Origin of the sequence: Rhodococcus aetherivorans (assembly GCF_025722975.1) — a bacterium.
Taxonomy (GTDB): Bacteria; Actinomycetota; Actinomycetes; order Mycobacteriales; family Mycobacteriaceae; genus Rhodococcus; species Rhodococcus aetherivorans.
The window spans coordinates 4,226,023-4,244,738 of record NZ_CP106982.1; the positions used below are offsets into that span (position 1 = coordinate 4,226,023).

An 18,716-nucleotide genomic window follows, 5' to 3' on the forward strand; every position below is an offset into this window, starting at 1 on the left:
CTTCGCGTGCCATGTCCGCACTCTCCGACGCGATCACGCAGTCCTTCACGGCGCGTGAGCCGGAACGACCGGCCTTGTCGCCGCTACGAGCCCTCGGCCGGCGCCGGCTGTCCGGCATCGAGGTCCTCGCGCAGTCGGTCGCCACCACGGCGCCCGCCGCGTCGATGGTCGTCCTGACGACCGCGATCGTGGCCGGGCAGTCGATGCTCGCAGGCCTGCTCACCGTGGCGGCGACGACGGTCCTGCTGGGCGCGGTGGCCGGATGCTTCGCGGCCTTCACCCGCCGCCTCGCCGCCGCCGGCGGCCCGTACACGTTCGTCGCGCAGGGACTCGGCCCGCGCGCCGCGCTCGGCGGTGGTGCCGCGCTGGCGGTGAAGTACCTCGGCAGTGCCGGGCTCACCCTCTACCACGGGGGGCAGTCGATCCTGGCAGTCGCCCACGGGGCCGGCGTCTCCGTTCCCGCACTGCCGTTGTATCTCGTGCTGGCCTGCGTGATCGGCGCGTGCGTGGTCCGCGGGATCAGATTCGCGGTCCACGCGATCCTGCTGGTGGAGGCGTGCTCGCTCGCGTTCATCCTCACGCTGTTCCTCGTGCCGGCCGTGCCCACACCGGTCGCGGAACCCCCCGGCGGCGGCGCCGGCGAACTCGTGGTCCTGGCGCTCACCGCCGTGTTCGCGCTCGCCGGATTCGAGAGCGCCACCTTCCTGGCACCCGAGGCCCGGCGACCGTTGGTGACGGTCACCCGCACCGTGCTCTGGACACCGGTGATCTGCGGGGCGCTCTGCGTCCTCGCGGCCCTGGCGGTCTGGGGTGGCCGCGGCGGGACGGTGATCGACGCGTATCGCCACGGCACCGACTCCGGCGTGCCGGTCGCCGTCGTCGTGGCGCTGCATCTCGGATTGACCTGCTCGTGGCTGGCGTCCTCGATGGCATCGGTCAACGCGGTTTCGCGACTGGGGTACACGATGGGGATCGAGCGGGTGCTCCCCCGGCCCCTGGCCGCGGTGCACCGGATGTACCGCACGCCGTACCGTGCCGTCGCCGCGGCCGGGCTGGTGGCGCTCACGATCGCCGTCGCCAAGGCCGGGGCTCCGCATCTCGTCGCGGGGCTTCAGCACGCGGTACGCGTCGCGGTGCTCGTCGCGTACGTCCTGGTGGCCGTCGCCTCCCTGCGCTTCCTGACCAGAATCGGCGAGCAGACCCGCGGCTCGACCCTCGTCGGTGGTGCTGCGGCCGCGGGCGGCGCGCTGCTGCTCGGCTGCGTCGTCGGCTCCGGCATCGTCGCGGTCGATCCCGCCGTGGTGGCCGTCCCCCTGCTGCTGCTCGCCGCGGGACCCCTGTGGTACCTCCTGCTCCGGCGGCGGACGCCACGCGCTGCGACGGCGATCGGGGTGTTCGACAGCGCGGAATCCGCGGACGTGCTGCCGGGCGCCGGGGTCTTCGCACCCGACCGGCTCGGCGCGATGACCCTGGTGCGTGCCGACCGCGGCCCGCATCGGGATCTCTGACGGTGGCGCGCGAGGTCACCGGCCGGGAGCCGACGGCCGTGCAGCGTGCGCTGGCCCTGCTCGAGGCGGTAGCTCAGCTGGGTTCGGGCGCGACGGCCAAGGATCTGGCCCGGCTCACCCGCATCCCGCCGGCGACCGCGTACCGGCTGCTCAACCTCCTCGTCGCCGACGGCTATCTGGTGCGGGTGCACGACCTGTCGGGTTTCGCGCTCGGCCGACGGACGCAGGAGCTGGCGGCAGCACCGCACGCGGAGACGTGGCCGGTGGCCGAGGTGCTCGAGGATCTGCGCGCCCAGGTGCGGCACGGGGTGTATCTGGCCTCCTACGAACAAGACCGGATCCGGCTGGTGGATCGCGACCCGGACCACGAGCTGCTGGGCGAGTCGTCGTTGACCCGGCACCTGCACGCGTCCGCGATCGGGAAGCTGCTTCTCGCCGACCGCCCCCATCTCGTCCCCGGCACAACCCTGCCGAAGGTGGGGCCGCGCACGATCGTCGAGCTCGACCGGCTCGCGATCGAGCTGAGTCGCATCCGGAGCCTCGACGTGTCCGTCGAGCAGGACGAATTGCGTCAGGGACGCACCGCGGTCGCCGTCCCGGTGCGCGACGACGGCACCGCGATCGTGGGATGCCTCGCGGCGATCGGCGGTACCGGGCGCATCCGCACCGACGATCGGGATCTGATCGATCTGCTCCACGAGTTCGCCGGGCGTCTGCGGCTGCCCGGCGCAGCGCGACGCACGTGAGCGGGGTCCACGCGCCGGGTCAGCGGGACGCGTGCAGATTCCGGGCGGTCGGCGACGTCTCGACCGAGGCCGGGTCCGGTTCGGTGCCGAGAATCCGGTCGGCGGTGCCCGCGGTGGTGACGGTGAACCAGTAGTGCTCGTTCTTGAAATGGTGGTGCCGATGGTGGCGCCACACCGCGCGGTAGGGCCGCGAGTTCGGGCGGTAGTCCGTGTGGATGAGGTAGTGCGTCCATTCGTAGCTCAGGCCCAGGACGCCGACGGTCACCAGGAACGTCAGTGCCAGGCCGGCCCTGGGGAAGGCCAGCCATGCGCCGGCGACGAGAACCGGCAGCAGCCACACCAGGGTCTGCCAGGGAATGAAGATCAGCGGCACGTCGCGCGGGTCGCAGTGGTGCTCGCGGTGCTTGCGGGCCAGCAGCGAATCCAGCGTCAGTCCGGCGATCCGGCGCGGCCGCCAGTGCAGGATGCCGACGTGGATGACCCATTCCACCAGCGGGAACACCAGCAGGGCGACCAGTGGGACCAGGGCGTCGGAGATCTGCCAGTCGCCGCGGAGAACCCGCGCGACGCTCGCGGCGGCGAGCATCGCGCCGATCATCCACGGCGACGGGTGCCGCGCGAACTCGGCGGCGGCGTCCCACAGGCCGATCGAGGTGCGACGGCTACGCCGTTCGGTCCGATCCGTGCTCATGCCCGGCTCCTCGCATCTGCGTGTTCCGCATGGTCGATGGCGGTCGTCAGGGCCGACGTGCCCAGGTCGAGCAGTTCCCCGGCGGCGCGTTCGGCGCCGTCCTCGTCGTGGGCGACGATCGCGCCGGCGAGCCGTTCGTAGAGGTCGGTGCGGCCGACTTCGGCGACCAGGACGCCGGCCATCGCGGTCATGGCCGGTTCGTAGGCGTTGCGCAGGCTGTTGAAGATCAACCGGAACGCGAGGGAGTCGGCCGCGTCGACGACGCGTTCCCAGAATTCGAGGGCGGCGACCTGCAGCGCGACGGGGTCCTCTCCCGTCGCGAGCCGCGCCACGGCGTCGCGCAACCGGGGTTCCGTCTCGTCCGTCGCGCGGGCGGCGGCGAGCCGGGCAACCTGACGGCCGATGAGGCGTCGGGCCTCGAGGACGCTGCGGACGACGTCCCAGTCGGGCCGGCCGTCGCGCACGAGCAGCCGCGGGAGCAGCTCCGGACCGGCCTGGGTGCGGAAGTCGCGGACCGACGTCGCCTCCCCCTGGCGCACCTCCACCAGACCCGCGTGGGATAGCCGGGAAATCGCCTCGCGGACAGCGGGTCTCGATACACCGAACGCTTCGGCCAGGTTGCGCTCGCTCGGCAGCGCCGCCCCGGCGGCGAGGTCGCCCCCGAGCACCCGGGCGGCGATCTGGTCGTACACCTCGCCGGAGGCGGACTTGCGGGCGATCGGCTCGAACATCACGGACCGACCGTAGGCCGGAACCCGGCCAGAGGTCAAGTGGTCATACCAGTTTGGTGTCGGCCGAATGTCACAGCAGGCCGATCTGGGCTGACTCAGGTGGTCCATGCGACACGCTCCCTGACCAGGGGAGATGTCAGTGGGTCGAGCAGCACGAGAGGCGAAGAAGGCTAGGTTCTTCGCCATGCGCATGACGAAGGTGTCGATCGCCAAGGCCGCAGCCGCGGTCGGTGTCAGCCGACAAACCGGCTACCGGTGGGAGGACGAGGCCAACGGCACCGTCCGCCGTGCCCCGCACTGGGAGCACGGCGGACGGTCGTTGTCCCTGGGCGAGCGGGAGCTTGTCGCCCTCGGACTCGCCCGCAACGAGTCGGTCCAGACGATCGCCGCGCACCTGGGCCGGCACCGGTCGGTGATCTACCGGGAGATCGAACGCAACAGCAACCGCGACGGTAGCTACCGCGCCGTGTCGGCCCACGCGCGGGCCTGGACCCGAGCACTGCGACCGAAAGTCGCCAAGCTGATGGCCGCACCCGAGTTGCGCGCGTATGTCGTCGCCAAGCTGAAGCTGCGCTGGTCCCCGCAGCAGATCTCGGCCAGGCTGGTGGTCGACTTCCCCGACCGAGCGGAGATGCGGGTGTCCCACGAAACCATCTACCAGGCCGTGTATGTGCAACTGAAAGGCGAACTGCGAAAAGAGCTTTCGGAGTATCTGCGGCGCCGGCACACCCGTCGGGTGCCGCAGGGGCGAGTGCCGAGCAGTGCCCGCCATATTCCCGACAAGATCCTCATCTCCCAGCGGCCCGCCGAGGTCGAGGACCGGGCGGTGCCCGGGCACTGGGAGGGAGATCTGATCATGGGGGCGCGCAACCGCTCGGCGATCGGCACCCTGGTCGAGCGCACCACCCGGTACGTGGTGTTGCTGCACCTGCCGAAGGTCCGCGACGTGTCCGGCGTCCGCGATGCGATGATCGCCGCGATGCGGTCGTTGCCGGAGGTGATGCAGCGGTCGGTGACCTGGGATCAGGGCCACGAGATGCGTGCTCATGCCCAGATCACCATGGCCACCGACGTCGCTGTCTACTTCTGCGATCCGCACTCGCCGTGGCAGCGCGGCACCAACGAGAACACCAACGGTCTGCTCCGGCAGTACTTCCCCAAGGGCACCGACCTGTCGGTGTACACGCCCGAGGACCTGCAGCAGGTCCAGGACGAGTTCAACGGCCGCCCCCGGCAGACGCTACGCTGGCGCACGCCAACCGAAGCGTTCACCGAGCTTGTCGCATCGGCCGCCTGAAACCGCCCTGAGCGAAGTGATGTGACATTCGGCCCGCACGGAGCCGCCCGATCAGCTGAAGCCCATCACCTGGTCGCCCCAGGCCTCACGCAGCACCCTGTCGGGGTCCGGGACTAGGGTGTCGGTGCTGTCGATCAGCAGGGTCATCCGCTTTCCGGTGTCGTACGGCGCCCAGTGCCGGGACCCGTCCAGGGCGGCGGGCACACCGTGGTGCGCGAAGGCCAGCCAGCGGCGCTGGATCCGGCCCGAGACCACCGTCGCGGCCTTGCGGCCGCCGAGCCAGAACGTGGGGTCGCGATCGAGGGTCCCGAAGTTGCCGAAGACGTAGGGTAGTTCGGTGGCGTGGCCGGCGCCGATCCGCGCCGCCTTGAGCATCGGGGTGGCGTGGTCGAACCGGTACACCCACGTCGGCGAGTGGGCGCTGTGCGCGTCGGCGATCCACACCACCGGCATCCGGAACCCGGCGTCCCGCGAAAGCGCCATCGCCCCCGACGTTTTCGAGACGTCCGGATACGCGGAGATGATCTCCGCGATACGGTCGGGCGGCAGCTCCGGATGATCCGCGGCGAGCGCGTCGAGCATCGCCTGCACGGAGGCGTCGCTCACCGGCATCAGCGGCGACTTCATGAAGCGGAAGATCGACGGCTCGTCCTTGTTGGACCCGATGATCAGGGGAATCCGGTGCGCGAGCCCCTTCTGGAACGCCGCCACCGGGTACTTCGGCACCAGGTCGCGGTCGACCACCGGCGCCATCGCGAGCGTGCCGGGGAACTTCGTGGGGATCTCCCCGACGAGCACGTCGCCCGCATCGGTCAGCGTCTCGTGCGGCATGTCCCGCAGCGCCCACACCCGGGCCGGCGTGAGGTCGAGGATCTCGAGGAACCGCTCGGCGACCCGGGCAGCCCGCTCGGACCCGTATGCCGACGTCGCCGGCGGGCTCTGCGCGATGGCCCGGTGGAACAGGCCCTCGGCGCGGGGCACGGTCATCAGGGTGGTCAGCGACCCGCCGCCCGACGACTCGCCGAACACGGTGACCCGGTCCGGGTCGCCCCCGAACGCGGAGATGCAGTCGCGCACCCACTCGAGCGCGGCGATCTGGTCCCGCAACCCGACGTTGGATTCGAAGGTGGTCCCGGCTGTCGAGAACGACGAGAAGTCGAGGAAGCCGAGGGCTCCGAGCCGGTAGTTGACCGTCACCACGACGACGTCCCCGCGTTCGGCGAGCAACCGTCCGTCGTAGATCCGCTGACCCGAGTACCCGAGGACGTAGGCGCCGCCGTGGATCCAGACCATCACCGGCCGCGGCTCCCCGTCCGGCTCCGGTGCCCAGATGTTCAGCGAGAGGCAGTCCTCGCCGATCGACAGGCCCGGGTCGATGGGGATGGGATTGTTGCGGCCCTGCGGCGCGATGGGCCCGAACCGGCGGGCGTCGAGCACGTCGGTCCACGGCTCCGGCGGTTCGGGGGCGCGGAACCGAAGGTCGCCGGACGCCGGCGCGGCGTACGGGACACCCTTCCACGCGTAGACGGAACCGTCGCGGTAGCCGCGTACGTCGCCGTACTTGCACCCGACGATGAGAGTCTCGGCGTCCACGGTCCCTCCCGAACGAACGGTCTGGGGCCAAGGTACCAACAACAGACAGGCTGCACGCGCAGCCCCGGCGACCCGGCACCCCGGGCCCGCGTGGGGCGAGCCACACCCGGTGCTATCGTCGCCTCCGTAGACACGGGGTGCTCCGCACACGAGCGGGAGCTGAGATCACACCCGTCGAACCTGATCAGGTAATGCTGACGAAGGGATGTCACGGCATGACCATGCCTGCCCATGCGTCGGTCCCGGAGGGGACCGAGCGCTTCACCGATCTGCTGTGGGACCGTACGAAGGTCCTGCGCGAGGCCATCGACGACCTCGAGTTCCTGCGCCGGCTCGGCGACGGGACCCTGCCGCTCGACGCGTTCCGCTTCTACATCGAGCAGGACGCCCTCTACCTCGCCGGCTACGCCAAGGCGCTCGCCCTCCTCGCGGCGAAGGCCCCGGACCCGGCCACCGCCGCGTTCTGGGCCAACAGCGCGGCGACGGCCGCCACCGAGGAATCGGCCCTGCACCGGGGTCTGCTCACCGGTGGTGTCCTGCCGCCCGCCGAGGACACCCCCGCGCACTCCCCCGCCTGCCTCGGCTACGTCTCCTACCTGACCGCCACGGTCGCCACCGATCCGTATCCGGTCGGCGCCGCCGCGGTGCTTCCGTGCTTCTGGATCTACGCCGAGGTCGGCCGCGAGCTGGCCGTCCGCGCCGCCGACGTGCTCACCGCGGACCCCACCCACCCCTACGCCCAGTGGGTCACCACCTACGACGCGCCCGAGTTCCACGCCGCGGTCGCCACCGCCCGCGAGCTCGTCGACGTCGCGGCGGCGGCCGCCACCGACACCGAGCGCGACGCCATGGCCGGGGCGTTCACGATCGCCACCCGCTACGAGCTGCTGTTCTGGGACACCGCGCTGAACACGCAGGACTGGCCGGCCTCATGACGACCACCTCCCGGCTGCGTCGCCGGCTCACCGTCCTGGCCGCCCTCACCGCGGCGCTGCTGCTCACCGCGTCCTGCGCCGGCGGCACCGGCGACGACGACTCCGGCGACACGATCCGGTTCGCCCTGGACTGGACGCCGAACACCAACCACACCGGCCTGTACGTGGCCCAGCAGGAGGGCCTGTTCGCCGACGCCGGTCTCGACGTCGAGTTCCTGCCCTACAACAACACCACCCCGGACACCCTCGTCGACGCCGGCAACGCCGAGTTCGGCATCTCCACGCAGGCGCAGGCGACATTCTCCCGGGCGGCCGGCTCGCGCACCGTCTCGGTCCTCGCGCCGCTGCAGCACTGGGCGACCGGCATCGCCGTCAAGGCCGACCGCGCCGACCTCACCCGGCCCCGGGACCTCGACGGCCGCACCTACGCGGGCTTCGGCGACCCGGGCGACGAGGAGACGCTCGCCCAGGTGATCCGGAACGACGGCGGGCGGGGCGACTTCACCTCCGTCACCCTGGGCACCTCCGCCTACGAGGCCGTGTACTCCGGCACCGCCGACTTCACCGTCTCGTACCTGGCGTGGGAAGGCATCGAGGCCGAGCACCGCGGGCTGCCGATGCGCTACTTCCGCTACACCGACTACGGGTTCCCCGACGCCTACGCGATCGTGATCGACGGCAACGAGGACTGGCTGGCCGAACATCCGGACCAGGCCCGGGCGTTCGTGCAGGCCGTCCAGCGCGGCTACGAGATCGCCGCGCAGGACCCGGACCGCGGAGCCCGCGCGCTGATCGACGCCGAGCCCGGCGCCTTCCCCGACGAGGATCTCGTCTACGAGAGCCAGCGGATGCTGTCGGCCGGCTACCTGCGCGACGAGAACGGCCGCGTCGGCACCCTCACCCTCGAACGGTGGACCGGGTACTCCCGGTTCCTGTTCGAGAAGGGCCTGCTCTCCGGCCCCGACGGCAAGCCGTTGACCACCGAGCCGGACTGGTCGACGTACTTCACCGATGACTACCTCACGCCCTGACCCGACCCGGAATCCCTGGGTGCGGCGCGTCGCACCGGCCGTGCTGGTCGTCGCCGCGCTGACCGTCGGCTGGCAGCTGTACGTGACGCTCAGCGGCATCCGCCCGCAGGTGCTGCCCTCCCCCACCCGGGTCCTCGGGCAGGGCTGGGCGCACCGCGACGACATCGCGGGCCATGCCTGGTCGACGCTGCAGGTCACCCTCGTCGGTTTCGCGGTGTCCCTCGTCGTGGCGTGGCTCCTCGCGATCGTCGTGGACTTCTCGCCGTGGCTGCGCCGCGCCCTGGTGCCGCTGTTCGTGGTGTCGCAGACCCTGCCGATCATCGCGATCGCGCCGCTGATGATCATCTGGTTCGGATTCGGGCTGCTGCCGAAGATCCTGGTGATCGCGCTCGCCACGTTCTTCCCCATGGCGATCGGCCTGATCGAGGGCTTCGCGGCCGCGGACCGGGAGGCGGGAGCGCTGCTGCGCAGCATGGGTGCCTCCCGGTGGCAGGAGTTCCTGTACGTGCGGCTGCCGTCGGCGCTGCCCCGGTTCTTCACGGCGCTGCGCATCGGGGTCACCTACGCCGTCGTCGGTGCGGTCTTCGCCGAATACGTCGGCGCCACGTCGGGGCTCGGGATCTACATGAGCACCCAGAAGAACTCGTTCCGGACCGATCTGGTGCTCGCGGCGGTGCTCGTCACCGCGGTGGTCTCGCTGGCGTTGTACCTGCTCACCTACGCCGTGGAACGGGTGGTGGCGCCGTGGGCGCAGACGACGAGGAGCCCGCGATGAACGCCGTCACGGTCACCGGCGTGCACAAGGCGTTCGGTGCGCGCACCGTCCTCGACGGCGCCGAGTTCGCCGTGGCCGAGGGCGAGTTCGTCTCGCTCATCGGCCCGAGCGGGTGCGGCAAGTCCACCCTGTTCGGGCTGATCGCCGGTCTCGACTCTCCCGACACCGGTGCCGTCACGGTGGGTGACCGGCCGGCCGCACCGGGACGGGCCGCCCTGATGCCGCAGAAAGACCTGCTGTTCCCGTGGCGCACCGTGCTCGGCAACTGCGCACTCGGCCTCGAGGTGCAGGGCGTGCCGCGCGGCGAGGCGCGTGCCCGGGCCCGGGAGCTGTTCCCCGCCTTCGGCCTCGCCGGGTTCGAGGATGCCGCCCCCCGGCAGCTCTCGGGCGGGATGCGCCAGCGCGCGGCCCTGGCGCGGACGGTCCTGCAGGGCCGCAAGGTGCTGCTGCTGGACGAACCGTTCGGGGCCCTGGATTCGCTGACGCGCACCGAGATGCAGCTGTGGCTGCAGCAGGTGTGGCAGCGGGACCGGTGGACGGTGCTGATGATCACCCACGACGTGCGCGAGGCGCTGCTGTTGTCGGATCGGGTGCTGGTGCTCACGCGGCGCCCGGCCCGGATCTGTCACGAGGTGACGGTGCCGCTGCCCCGCCCCCGGGGTCTGGACACGTTGACATCGCCGGAGTTCGTGACCCTCGAGAAGGAACTCGTCGACGTCCTGCACGCCACCGGACCACGCAGTTCCGCACTGCCGGACTGACGCCGATCACGAAATGTCAAGTGCCACCTCGAGTTCCACAAGGGCGTCCTCGAGGTGGCCGAGCAGCCGCTGCAGGCCGGGGACCGTGCGGCGGCATCCGACGACGCCGAAGTCGACGGTGTCGGCGGTGGTGGTCAGCGTGATGTTGAGTGCCTGGCCGTTGAGCACCACCGACACCGGGTAGATCCCGTCGAGCCGGGACCCGCTGCGGTACACCCGCTCCCGCGGTCCCGGCACGTTGGAGATGATGAGGTTGAACGGCGGCGGGGCCAGGGAGACGGCGCCTGAGATCGGTGCCAGCGCGAGCCCGGCGACGTTCAGCGCCGACCACACCGTCGCCTGCAGCGGCGTCATCCCGGCGAACAGGGTCTTGCCCTCCGCCATCGAATCGCTGACCGTCGAGAGCCGGGTGAGCGGATCCTCGAGATGGGTGCCGAGGTTGCACAGCGTGACCCCTACGCTGTTGCCGCCCGCGGCCGAATCGGGAGCGTCCTTGGCTCGCAGCGACACCGGGACCATCGCGATCAGCGGGAGGTCGGGCAGGTCCTGCTGTTCGAGGAGGTAGGCGCGGAGGGCACCTGCGCACATGGCGACGACGACGTCGTTGCTCGACACCCCGGCCGCCTGCCGCACCCGCGTGATGCGTTCGCGGCTCCAGGACTGCGCCGCGAAGCGCCGCGTCCCGTCGATCGGAACGTTGAACATCGACCGCGGTGCCTCGTACGGCAACGCGACGCGGCGCCCGCCGAGGACGGTCCGGGCGATCCGCAGCGCGACGGGCGCCGCGCCGATCACGTCGCCGGCCAGTGAGCGCACCGCAGCGAACAGCGAGTCCTGCTCCCGGGTGCCGGAGCTGGGGCGGGCCGGCAGGTGCCACGGCGCCGGGAATTCGCGCACGTTCGGATCGGGGGTGTAGGTCCGCTGCAGCAGCCGCAGCCCCGAGACCCCGTCGAGCAGCGCGTGATGCATCTTCGTGTAGACGGCGAACCGGCCGTCGGCGAGCCCTTCGATCAGATAGGCCTCCCACAGCGGCCGGTGCCGGTCGAGCAGGCCGCTGTGCAGGCGCGAGACGAGGGTGAACAACTCACGGATCCGGCCCGGCGCCGGCAGGGCCGAGTGCCGGACGTGGTACTCGAGGTCGATCTCGTCGTCCACGGCCCACCAGGTGTAGCCGAGGCTCGACACCGGGTCGGCCGGGCGCTTGCGGAACAGCTCGTCGACCTGCGCGTCGGCGACCAGCCGGTTGTAGAGGTCGGTGACGTATCCCGGACCGGCGTCGGGCGGCGGCGTGAACAGCTCGAGCGAGCCGAAGTGCATCGGGCGCTCCCGCGACTCGGCGATCAGGAACATCGAGTCGGTCACAGGCATGTATCCCACCGGGACAGCCCCCTTTCGTCCGCCGTCGCACGCTGGGATGGATGGTACGTCCGGCGACCGGACGGCCGTACCGGATCGATAACGGGCACGCCGACGACCTGCGGAGTTCCCTTTGTCCGGTCTCCATCGAGTCACGATGCTTCGCCCCGGCGATTCCTCGTCGTACTGTCGGGCAACCGACCCGGACGAACGCCGCGAACGCCTCGGAGAAGGGCCGAGAGAGAAGACGGGAGCCGTCGACGAGAGGGCTCCGTCCGAGCAGGTGAGGACGAGGAGGTCCCGGTGACGAGTACCGCGTCGAACCATCCGTCGTTGTCGTATCCGCCCGTGCCGCGGCCGGTGCTCCGCCGCGAGGTCGCCGGCGTGAGCCTGCCGTCGCAGGCGCTGACCTTCTCGGTGCGCAGCACCGTCAAGCCGGTCATCGACGCGTGGGCGCGCGCCCCGCACCTGCCCTGGCCGACGGGCGTGGTGGACCGGCTGGCGTTCCCCCTCAAGCCGGTCCCCGGCACGCACCGGCACCCGGTCCGGCTGCCGTCCTGCCACGCCGAGTTCCTCGCCGCCCCCGGAGCCGACGGCGCCACGGCGATCCTCTACCTGCACGGCGGCGCGTTCCTGGTGTGCGGCCTGACCACCCACCGGCAGATGGTCTCCCGCATCTCGTCGGCGGCCGGGGCACCCGTGCTCAGCGTCGCCTACCGCATGCTGCCGGGACACCCGATCGAGAGCGCGGTCGAGGACGGCATCGAGGGGCTACGGTGGCTGATCGCGCACGGCTACCCGACGGAACGAATCGTGGTGGCCGGCGACTCCGCCGGCGGATTCCTCACCTTCCAGGTGACGCTCGAGGCGCTGCGGCTCGGTCTCGGCCGGCCGGCCGGCAACGTGGCGCTCTCGCCCCTGACCGACCTCGACACCCGCGGCAAGCTCGAACATCCCAATTCGTACCGGTGTGCCCTGTTCCCGCGCCGCGCCGTTCCGGCCCTCGCCGCTGTGATCGCCCGCATCGACGCCGCCTCCGGCCGGCCGGGTCCGCGCGCGGTGTCACCGGTCGACGCCGACCTGACCGCCATGCCGCCCGCCCTCATCCAGACCGGCTCGGAGGAGATGACGTACGTGGACGCCGAGCTGATGGCCCGGCGCCTCGCCGGCGCCGGCGTGCCCTGCGAGCTGCAGGTGTGGGAACGGCAGGTGCACGTCTTCCAGGCCGCGGCGGGCCTCGTGCCCGAGGCGGGGCGAGCCGTCGATTCGATCGGAGCGTTCGTCCGCAGCGTCGGCTGAGATTCCCCCACCGGACCACCCCGCCGGTGCCACGTGGCGACCACCACCCGCGCCGAGCCGGGCACCTGTCGGACGGCGCGACTAGTGTCTCCGGCACAGATTGGTCCGGCAGCACTGGGAAAGGGGGGCGGATCGTGACCGACACCGAGAGCCGATTCGACCGCGACGTCGACCGGTCCTGGAGCGAGTTCCGGGCACGGCTCGCCGATCACGTGGCGTCGATGTGCGACGGCGACGGGCTGCTCCTCGAGCCGCTCGTCGAGGAGGAGTCCGGACCCGCCGGACCGTGCGTGCAGTTCTACGCGTGGGGTGCAGGCCAGGTGCGGTGCGAGGTGCCGTCCAACGCCCACCTCGGCGGCGACCGTCGCCTCCGCCCGGCCGACGAGGCGCTGCTCGCCGAGCTCGGCTGGCGCGAACCGTCCCGGGGACCGGAGGACCCGGAGGACGGCGGGTCCCCGGCCTACTGGATGGACCGGCCCGCGGCGTGGGCCGACCAGCTCGCGGCCGTCGCGGTGACGGCGCTGCGCCGGGTGTGGGGGGTGCCGCATCCGCTGTTCCTGCGCACCGAGACGTTCGGCGCCGGCCGGGCGGCGGCCTTCGACCTGCCCGCGCCCGCCGAGGAGACGCCGCCGCCGGCCGCGCTTCCGCTCGCCGTCGAGACCGCGGGCGAGGAGCACGTGCGCGAGCTGATCGAGTCGACGCTGCGCGAGCGGATCGGCGACGTCCCGCTGTGGGACGAGGACGGCGACCTGGCGTTGCGGGTCGCGGGGTTGCTCGTGTTCGTCGGCGTCGGGCCGCACGAGCGCACCGTCGACGTGTTCGCCCCGATCGTCCACAACATCACCGGGCGCACCCGCGCCGCCGAGGTCGTCGCCGACCTCAACCGCCGGTGGCCGCACCTGAAGTTCGTGCTGGTCGAGGACCGGGTCGCGGTGGCGGCACACCTGCCCGCGTCGCCGTTCGTGCCGGCCCACCTGCTGACCACGCTCGACCACGTCGCGCAGTTCCTCGAGGGGCTGGACGAGGCGTTCGGCACCCGCCTCGGCGGCGAGCTGCTGCACGAGACCGACCACGACGGTGTGCCGCCGCCCCCGGACGAGCTGCCGCCGTGGACGACGGACTCCGAGGAGGACCTGCCGCCGACGCTGCTGGCGCTGCGCGATCTCCATCTCGACGGCCGGGCGGAGGTCGAGACCCGGACGGTGGCCCGCATGGCCGGCGACGAACCGGACCAGCTGCTGCGTTTCCTGCGGATGAGCGTGGACGCGCAGGTCTGCTGGCAGGCCGAGGCGATGGGGCGTGCCGCGGCCGGAGACGGCGCCGGCATCGCCCGCGCCGAGGCGAAGGCGCAGGAGTGGGAGCTGACCTGCCGCTCGCTCACCGCAGCGATGCGGCTGCTCGTGCCCCCGGCGGGCACCGCCACGACACGCGTGCGGCGGCCGCGTCCGTCCCCACCCGAGCAGATCGAGCTGTTCGAGAACCCGGACGAGCCGACGTTGTTCGACGAACTCTCCGACTGAGCACCTCGTGCGGGCGAGCCGTTTCCGCGGGACGGCGCGGCCGCAGCGCGGGCACCCGGCGTGGCCCTCGGCAGCCGGGGTGGTTCACGGGGTGGTCGCCTCGAGATGCTTGAGCACGGCCAGGACGCGTCGGTGGTCCTCGGGTTCGGGGTGCAGACCGAGCTTGAGGAAGATCGCCCGGACGTGCGCCTCGACGGTGCGTTCTCCGAGGAACAGGGCCGCCCCGATCGCCCGGTTCGAGCGGCCCTCGGCCATGAGGCTGAGGACCTCGCGTTCGCGGGTGGACAGCGTGTCGATGGGACGGCTGTCGCGGTGGGGCCGGGCCACCATCCGGCTCACCACGCTGGGGTCGATGGCCGAGCCGCCCTCGGCGACCCGGTGCAGGGTGTCGACGAACTCGTCGATGTCGGCGACCCGATCCTTGAGCAGGTAGCCCAGGCCGGCGGCCCCGTCGGCGAGCAGATTCATGACGTGGTCGGTTTCCACGTACTGCGACAGCAGTACCACCGCGGTGTCCGGGTGGTCGGCACGGATGGCCGCCGCGGCGACGATTCCCTCGGTGGTGTGGGTCGGCGGCATCCGGATGTCGACGACGGCGACGTCGGGCCGCTCGTCGGCGACGAGACCGAGCAGGGTGGCGGCGTCGCCGGCCTCGCCGACGACGTCGATCCCCTCGTCGCACAGCAGCCGGGCGATACCCTCGCGCAGCAGCACGGAGTCGTCGGCGAGCACCACCCGCAGGGGTGCCGCGCTGTCGCCGCGCCGCGTCGCGCGCCGCGTCGCGGCGACCCTGCTCGGTGACGCGGCGTCCACCGCCACCGTCCGGGCCAGGGTGTCGTCGGCTGCCGGCGCGGGGACGGTGGTCGTGGTCTCGGACGTGAGGGCGTTCCGGGCGGCGGCGGTGAGTTCCCTGCAGGTGTCGTAGCGGTCGTTGCGGTCCTTCGCGAGGGCACCCGCGACGACGGCGTCGAACGCCTTCGGCAGGTCGGGCCGGGCCTCGCTCGGCCGGGGTATCGGGCTGCGGACATGCCCGTGCCACAGCTTCGCCAGGGTGTCGCCGGAATACGGGGGCCGGCCGGTGAGCAGGTGGTAGAGGGTGCAGCCGAGCGAGTAGATGTCGGTGCGGTGGTCGAGCGCGGCGGTGGTGTCGAACTGCTCGGGTGCGGCATTCTGCAGGCTGCCGACGAACATCCCCGTGCGGGTGAGCCCGCCCGCCTCGTCGAGGGCCTTGGCGATGCCGAAATCGGTGAGCAGGACTCGTTCGGGTTCGCCCGGGCCGGCGGGTTCGGCGAGCAGGATGTTCGTCGGCTTCACGTCCCGGTGCAGCACCCCGGCCTGGTGGGCGTAGTCGAGGGCCTTGCCGATCTCGGAGACGATGTGGACTGCCCGCTCGGGCGGGACGGGCCCGTGGCCGAGCAGCGCGGCGGCGTTGGTGCCGGGGACGTACTGCATGGCGATCCAGAGCCGGCCGTCCTCGCAGCCGCGGTCGTAGACCTGGACGATGTTGGCGTGCTCGAGGCGCGCGGCATGGTCGGCCTCGAGTTCGAAGCGGGCCTTGACGCTGTCGTCGGCGGTCAGGGCGGGGTGGAGGAGTTTGAGGGCCACCTTGCGCGGCAGGTGCGGGTGCTGCGCCAGGTAGATCGAACCCATGCCGCCCGCGCCGAGCAGCCGCTCGATGGTGTACCCGGCAAACACCGAACCCGGCCCGGGAGCCCCGTTCCCCGTCACCGCCACCACCTCCCGAAGCGGCCCACCTCCTCTATTCAACCCCTCGGGGATCGTCGGCGGAACCGCTGCGGCGCGCGGTTGTCCGCCGACCTGGCGCCGGTCCGGCGCGGAGCGCACCGTGCAGACACCGGCCGGGGCTCCGTGCAGGCACGGTACGGATCTCCGTGCAGGCGCTGCCGCCGAATCACGTGACGGCCAAGATGGTCGAACAGTGCCAGCACGGTGGTCCGGCGGGGCCGGGAGCGAGATGCTGGGAGCGAGGATCGGAGGCCTCGTCGTGAGTCGTCGAACAGTGCCGGCCATCGTCGCCGTGACCACCCTGCTGGTGGTCGCGGTGGTGGTGGTGTCGCTCGATTGGCCCGGCGGTCCGCCCGTCGGCCCGGCGGAACTGGTCGCCTTCCCCGCGGTCGGCGTCGCCTTCGTCGCGGCGGGCATCATCGCGTGGCGGAGCCGCCCGGACGACAACACGGGACGGCTGATGGTGCTGGCCGGGGTGCTGTGGCTGGTGAAGGGGGGCGGTGCGTCACGCAATCCGGTCGTCTTCACCGTGGGCGCGGCGCTGACGGTGATGTATCTCCCGGTGCTGATCCATATCCTGCTCGGTTTTCCGACGGGGCGATTGAACCGGCGGTGGGAACGGTGGTTCGTCGGGGGCTGCTATGTGTACTTCCTGGTCTCGGTCCTGCTCGATCTGATGTTCTACAACCCCTCCGTGATGGTCGGCACAGAACGCTTCACCGCGCCCAACCTGCTGCTGGTCCGGGACGACCCGGCGATCTTCAGGGGGCTGCAGCTCGTCTTCGGCGCAATTGCCATCGGCATCAGTGTGGTCGTGATCGGCGTGCTGCTGGCCCGCTGGCGGTCGGGGTCCCCGGCCTACCGGGCCGCGTTCGCGCCCCTGTGGATCGCCGGCATTCTCGGATTCGCCACGGTGATCGGAACGGGGCTGGTCACGGCGCGGTCTTCCGGCGTGGGGAACGTGTGGACGGCCTACCTGAGCTATCTGGCGACCGCGCTGTTTCCGGTGGCGGTGCTGGTCGGGTTGTGGCGCTACCGGGTCGCGCGCAGCGCGGTCAGCGACGTGATGATCGAGGTCGGTGCGGCCCCGCTCGGGGACGAGTTCGTCCACGCGCTGCGCAAGGCACTGCGCGACCCCGGCCTGATCCTGTGGTCGTGGTCACCACAGTGGAACAGCTATCTCGACGCGAACGGGGAGCCGCAGAGCCTGCCGGACGACGACGACCCCCGCGCGGCGACCGTCCTCGAACGCGACGGCGTCCCGGTCGGAGCGCTGGTGTACGACCGGTCGCTGCGACATCAGCCGCAACTGCTCGCGGCGGTGCGCAGCGCCGCGACCCTCGCGCTGGACAACCAGCGCCTCCAGTCCGAGTTGCAGGCTCAGCTCGCCGAGGTCCGCCGGTCCCGGGAGCGGATCGTCGCCGCCGGGGACGCCCAACGGCGGCGGCTCGAACGCAACCTGCACGACGGTGCGCAGCAACGCCTGGTTGCCGCGACGATTCTGTTGCGGCGTGCGCAGCGGGCATCCCAGCCGGAGCGCAAGCAGGAGCTGCTCGACGAGGGCACGGCCGAACTGGACTCGGCGCTGGTGGAACTGCGGGAACTGGCCCGGGGTGTCTATCCCCCGGTGCTGCAGGAACACGGGCTCGCCGCCGCGCTGACCGCCCTGGCCGAGCGCGCGCCGCTGCCGGTGGAGATCGTCGACACCCTCACCGTGCGGGCTCCCGCCTCTGTCGAACTCGCCGCCTACTTCATCGCCGCCGAGGCGGTGGCCAACGCCACCAAGCACTCCGGCGCCACCCACATCGAGATCGACCTTCGCCGGGACGGCGGGATGCTGCGGATGGTCGTCACCGACGACGGGTGCGGCGGTGCGACGCTGACCGCCGGCGGTGGGTTGAGCGGACTGGCGGACCGGGCCACGGCCCTCGGTGGGGTGCTCACCGTGCACAGTCCCGTGGGGGGCGGAACGACGCTGACGCTGTCCCTTCCCCTCACCACCGGGACATCCGGGGAGCCGTCGTGAACCTCCGGGTGGTGCTCGCCGACGACTCCGCGGTGCTCCGCGAGGGGATCGCCGGCCTGCTGCACGACGAGGGAATCGAGGTGGTCGGCCAGGCCGCGGACGCGCAGGCCCTGCTGCGGCTGGTCGGCGAGCAGCGCCCGGACCTCGCCGTCGTCGACATCCGGATGCCTCCCACCCACACCACCGAGGGCATCGAGGCCGCCCTCACCATTCGCCGGTGCTTCCCGGGCACCGCCGTGCTGCTGCTGTCCCAGTACGTGGAAACTGAGAACGTCATGAACGTCTTCGCCGGCGGGACGGCCGGTCTGGGATATCTGCTCAAGGACCGCCTCTCCGACATCGACGGGTTCCTCGGCTCGCTGCACCGCGTCGCGGCGGGCGGAACGGCGATCGATCCCGACGTGGTCGGCCGGTTGGTCTCGCGGCCGCACCGCGACCGGGTGGCCCTCGACGAACTGTCCCCCCGGGAACGGGAGGTCCTCACCCTCCTGGTCGAAGGCCGCTCGGACCGAGCGATCGGAGCGGCCCTGTCCCTCGGGGAACGTACCGTCGGCGCGCACGTGCGCGCCGTCTTCGACAAGCTCGGTCTGCCCCCCGAACCCGACGGCCACCACCGCGTCCTGGCCGTGCTCGCCTACCTCGGCCCCGCAGTCCGCAACTGACATCGCCGGGTCTGCCGAGTGGTCCGCGACCTGGCATGA

General features: G+C 71.8%; 16 protein-coding genes and 1 riboswitch. Of the genes, 11 read left to right on the forward strand and 5 right to left on the reverse strand.

Annotated features, from left to right (window positions below; all coding sequences use genetic code 11):
- Window positions 1–11: 11 nt before the first annotated feature.
- Together OCS65_RS19145 and OCS65_RS19150 are read left to right on the forward strand one after the other, a co-directional pair.
- On the forward strand, window positions 12–1,508 hold the full coding sequence (locus OCS65_RS19145) for an APC family permease (protein ID WP_043797237.1): 1,497 nt from the start codon (window positions 12–14) through the stop codon (window positions 1,506–1,508).
- A gap of 2 nt (window positions 1,509–1,510) precedes the next feature.
- Window positions 1,511–2,254: an IclR family transcriptional regulator gene (locus OCS65_RS19150; protein WP_231771723.1), complete on the forward strand. Its 744-nt coding sequence runs from the start codon at window positions 1,511–1,513 to the stop codon at window positions 2,252–2,254.
- Window positions 2,255–2,273: 19 nt separating this feature from the next.
- Here the strand turns inward: OCS65_RS19150 and OCS65_RS19155 are convergent, their stop codons facing one another.
- Together OCS65_RS19155 and OCS65_RS19160 are read right to left on the reverse strand one after the other, a co-directional pair.
- Window positions 2,274–2,945: a sterol desaturase family protein gene (locus OCS65_RS19155; protein WP_043797238.1), complete on the reverse strand. Its 672-nt coding sequence runs from the start codon at window positions 2,943–2,945 to the stop codon at window positions 2,274–2,276.
- A complete protein-coding gene (locus tag OCS65_RS19160) occupies window positions 2,942–3,676 on the reverse strand; it encodes a FadR/GntR family transcriptional regulator (RefSeq protein WP_029542852.1) in 735 nt (244 codons plus the stop codon). Before OCS65_RS19160 ends, OCS65_RS19155 begins: the two co-directional genes overlap by 4 nt.
- Window positions 3,677–3,809: 133 nt before the next feature.
- On the opposite strand from OCS65_RS19160, the gene OCS65_RS19165 reads away from it, so the two are divergent.
- The gene (locus OCS65_RS19165) at window positions 3,810–4,973 is read left to right on the forward strand and encodes an IS30 family transposase (protein WP_029546562.1); all 1,164 of its coding nucleotides are present in this window, start codon (window positions 3,810–3,812) and stop codon (window positions 4,971–4,973) included.
- Between the two features lie 51 nt (window positions 4,974–5,024).
- Here OCS65_RS19165 and OCS65_RS19170 read toward each other — a convergent pair whose 3' ends face one another.
- Complete coding sequence (locus OCS65_RS19170) at window positions 5,025–6,566, reverse strand: carboxylesterase/lipase family protein (RefSeq protein ID WP_029542851.1); 1,542 nt, start codon at window positions 6,564–6,566, stop codon at window positions 5,025–5,027.
- Window positions 6,567–6,689: 123 nt separating this feature from the next.
- Window positions 6,690–6,789, forward strand: a riboswitch (TPP riboswitch).
- Between OCS65_RS19170 and OCS65_RS19175 the strand changes: the two genes are divergently transcribed.
- From OCS65_RS19175 to OCS65_RS19190, 4 genes are all read left to right on the forward strand, one after another.
- A complete protein-coding gene (locus tag OCS65_RS19175; RefSeq protein WP_006939427.1) occupies window positions 6,782–7,501 on the forward strand; it encodes a TenA family protein in 720 nt (239 codons plus the stop codon). Its footprint overlaps the riboswitch before it by 8 nt.
- Window positions 7,498–8,532 (forward strand): ABC transporter substrate-binding protein, encoded by a 1,035-nt coding sequence (locus OCS65_RS19180; protein WP_043797242.1) that lies wholly within the window; start codon window positions 7,498–7,500, stop codon window positions 8,530–8,532. The genes OCS65_RS19175 and OCS65_RS19180 overlap by 4 nt, the downstream gene beginning before the upstream one ends.
- Entirely contained in the window at window positions 8,513–9,307 is a 795-nt protein-coding gene (locus OCS65_RS19185; RefSeq protein ID WP_043797243.1) for an ABC transporter permease, read from the forward strand. The genes OCS65_RS19180 and OCS65_RS19185 overlap by 20 nt, the downstream gene beginning before the upstream one ends.
- Window positions 9,304–10,068 carry an ABC transporter ATP-binding protein gene (locus OCS65_RS19190; protein WP_006939435.1) on the forward strand — a complete coding sequence of 255 codons (765 nt, stop codon included), beginning with the start codon at window positions 9,304–9,306 and terminating at the stop codon, window positions 10,066–10,068. The genes OCS65_RS19185 and OCS65_RS19190 overlap by 4 nt, the downstream gene beginning before the upstream one ends.
- A gap of 6 nt (window positions 10,069–10,074) precedes the next feature.
- On the opposite strand, the gene OCS65_RS19195 is transcribed toward OCS65_RS19190, so the two are convergent.
- Entirely contained in the window at window positions 10,075–11,436 is a 1,362-nt protein-coding gene (locus OCS65_RS19195; RefSeq protein WP_037201594.1) for a WS/DGAT/MGAT family O-acyltransferase, read from the reverse strand.
- A gap of 291 nt (window positions 11,437–11,727) precedes the next feature.
- Between OCS65_RS19195 and OCS65_RS19200 the strand changes: the two genes are divergently transcribed.
- Together OCS65_RS19200 and OCS65_RS19205 are read left to right on the forward strand one after the other, a co-directional pair.
- Complete coding sequence (locus tag OCS65_RS19200; protein WP_043797244.1) at window positions 11,728–12,723, forward strand: alpha/beta hydrolase; 996 nt, start codon at window positions 11,728–11,730, stop codon at window positions 12,721–12,723.
- Window positions 12,724–12,857: 134 nt separating this feature from the next.
- Entirely contained in the window at window positions 12,858–14,243 is a 1,386-nt protein-coding gene (locus tag OCS65_RS19205; RefSeq protein WP_043797245.1) for a T3SS (YopN, CesT) and YbjN peptide-binding chaperone 1, read from the forward strand.
- Window positions 14,244–14,327: 84 nt separating this feature from the next.
- Here OCS65_RS19205 and OCS65_RS19210 read toward each other — a convergent pair whose 3' ends face one another.
- Window positions 14,328–15,980 carry a protein kinase domain-containing protein gene (locus OCS65_RS19210; protein WP_006939444.1) on the reverse strand — a complete coding sequence of 551 codons (1,653 nt, stop codon included), beginning with the start codon at window positions 15,978–15,980 and terminating at the stop codon, window positions 14,328–14,330.
- A gap of 268 nt (window positions 15,981–16,248) precedes the next feature.
- Here OCS65_RS19210 and OCS65_RS19215 point away from each other — a divergent pair, with 268 nt between their 5' ends.
- Together OCS65_RS19215 and OCS65_RS19220 are read left to right on the forward strand one after the other, a co-directional pair.
- Window positions 16,249–18,015, forward strand: coding sequence for a sensor histidine kinase (locus OCS65_RS19215; RefSeq protein ID WP_231385888.1), 1,767 nt, complete (start codon window positions 16,249–16,251; stop codon window positions 18,013–18,015).
- On the forward strand, window positions 18,012–18,677 hold the full coding sequence (locus OCS65_RS19220) for a response regulator transcription factor (protein ID WP_043797247.1): 666 nt from the start codon (window positions 18,012–18,014) through the stop codon (window positions 18,675–18,677). The genes OCS65_RS19215 and OCS65_RS19220 overlap by 4 nt, the downstream gene beginning before the upstream one ends.
- The last annotated feature ends 39 nt before the right edge of the window (window positions 18,678–18,716 follow it).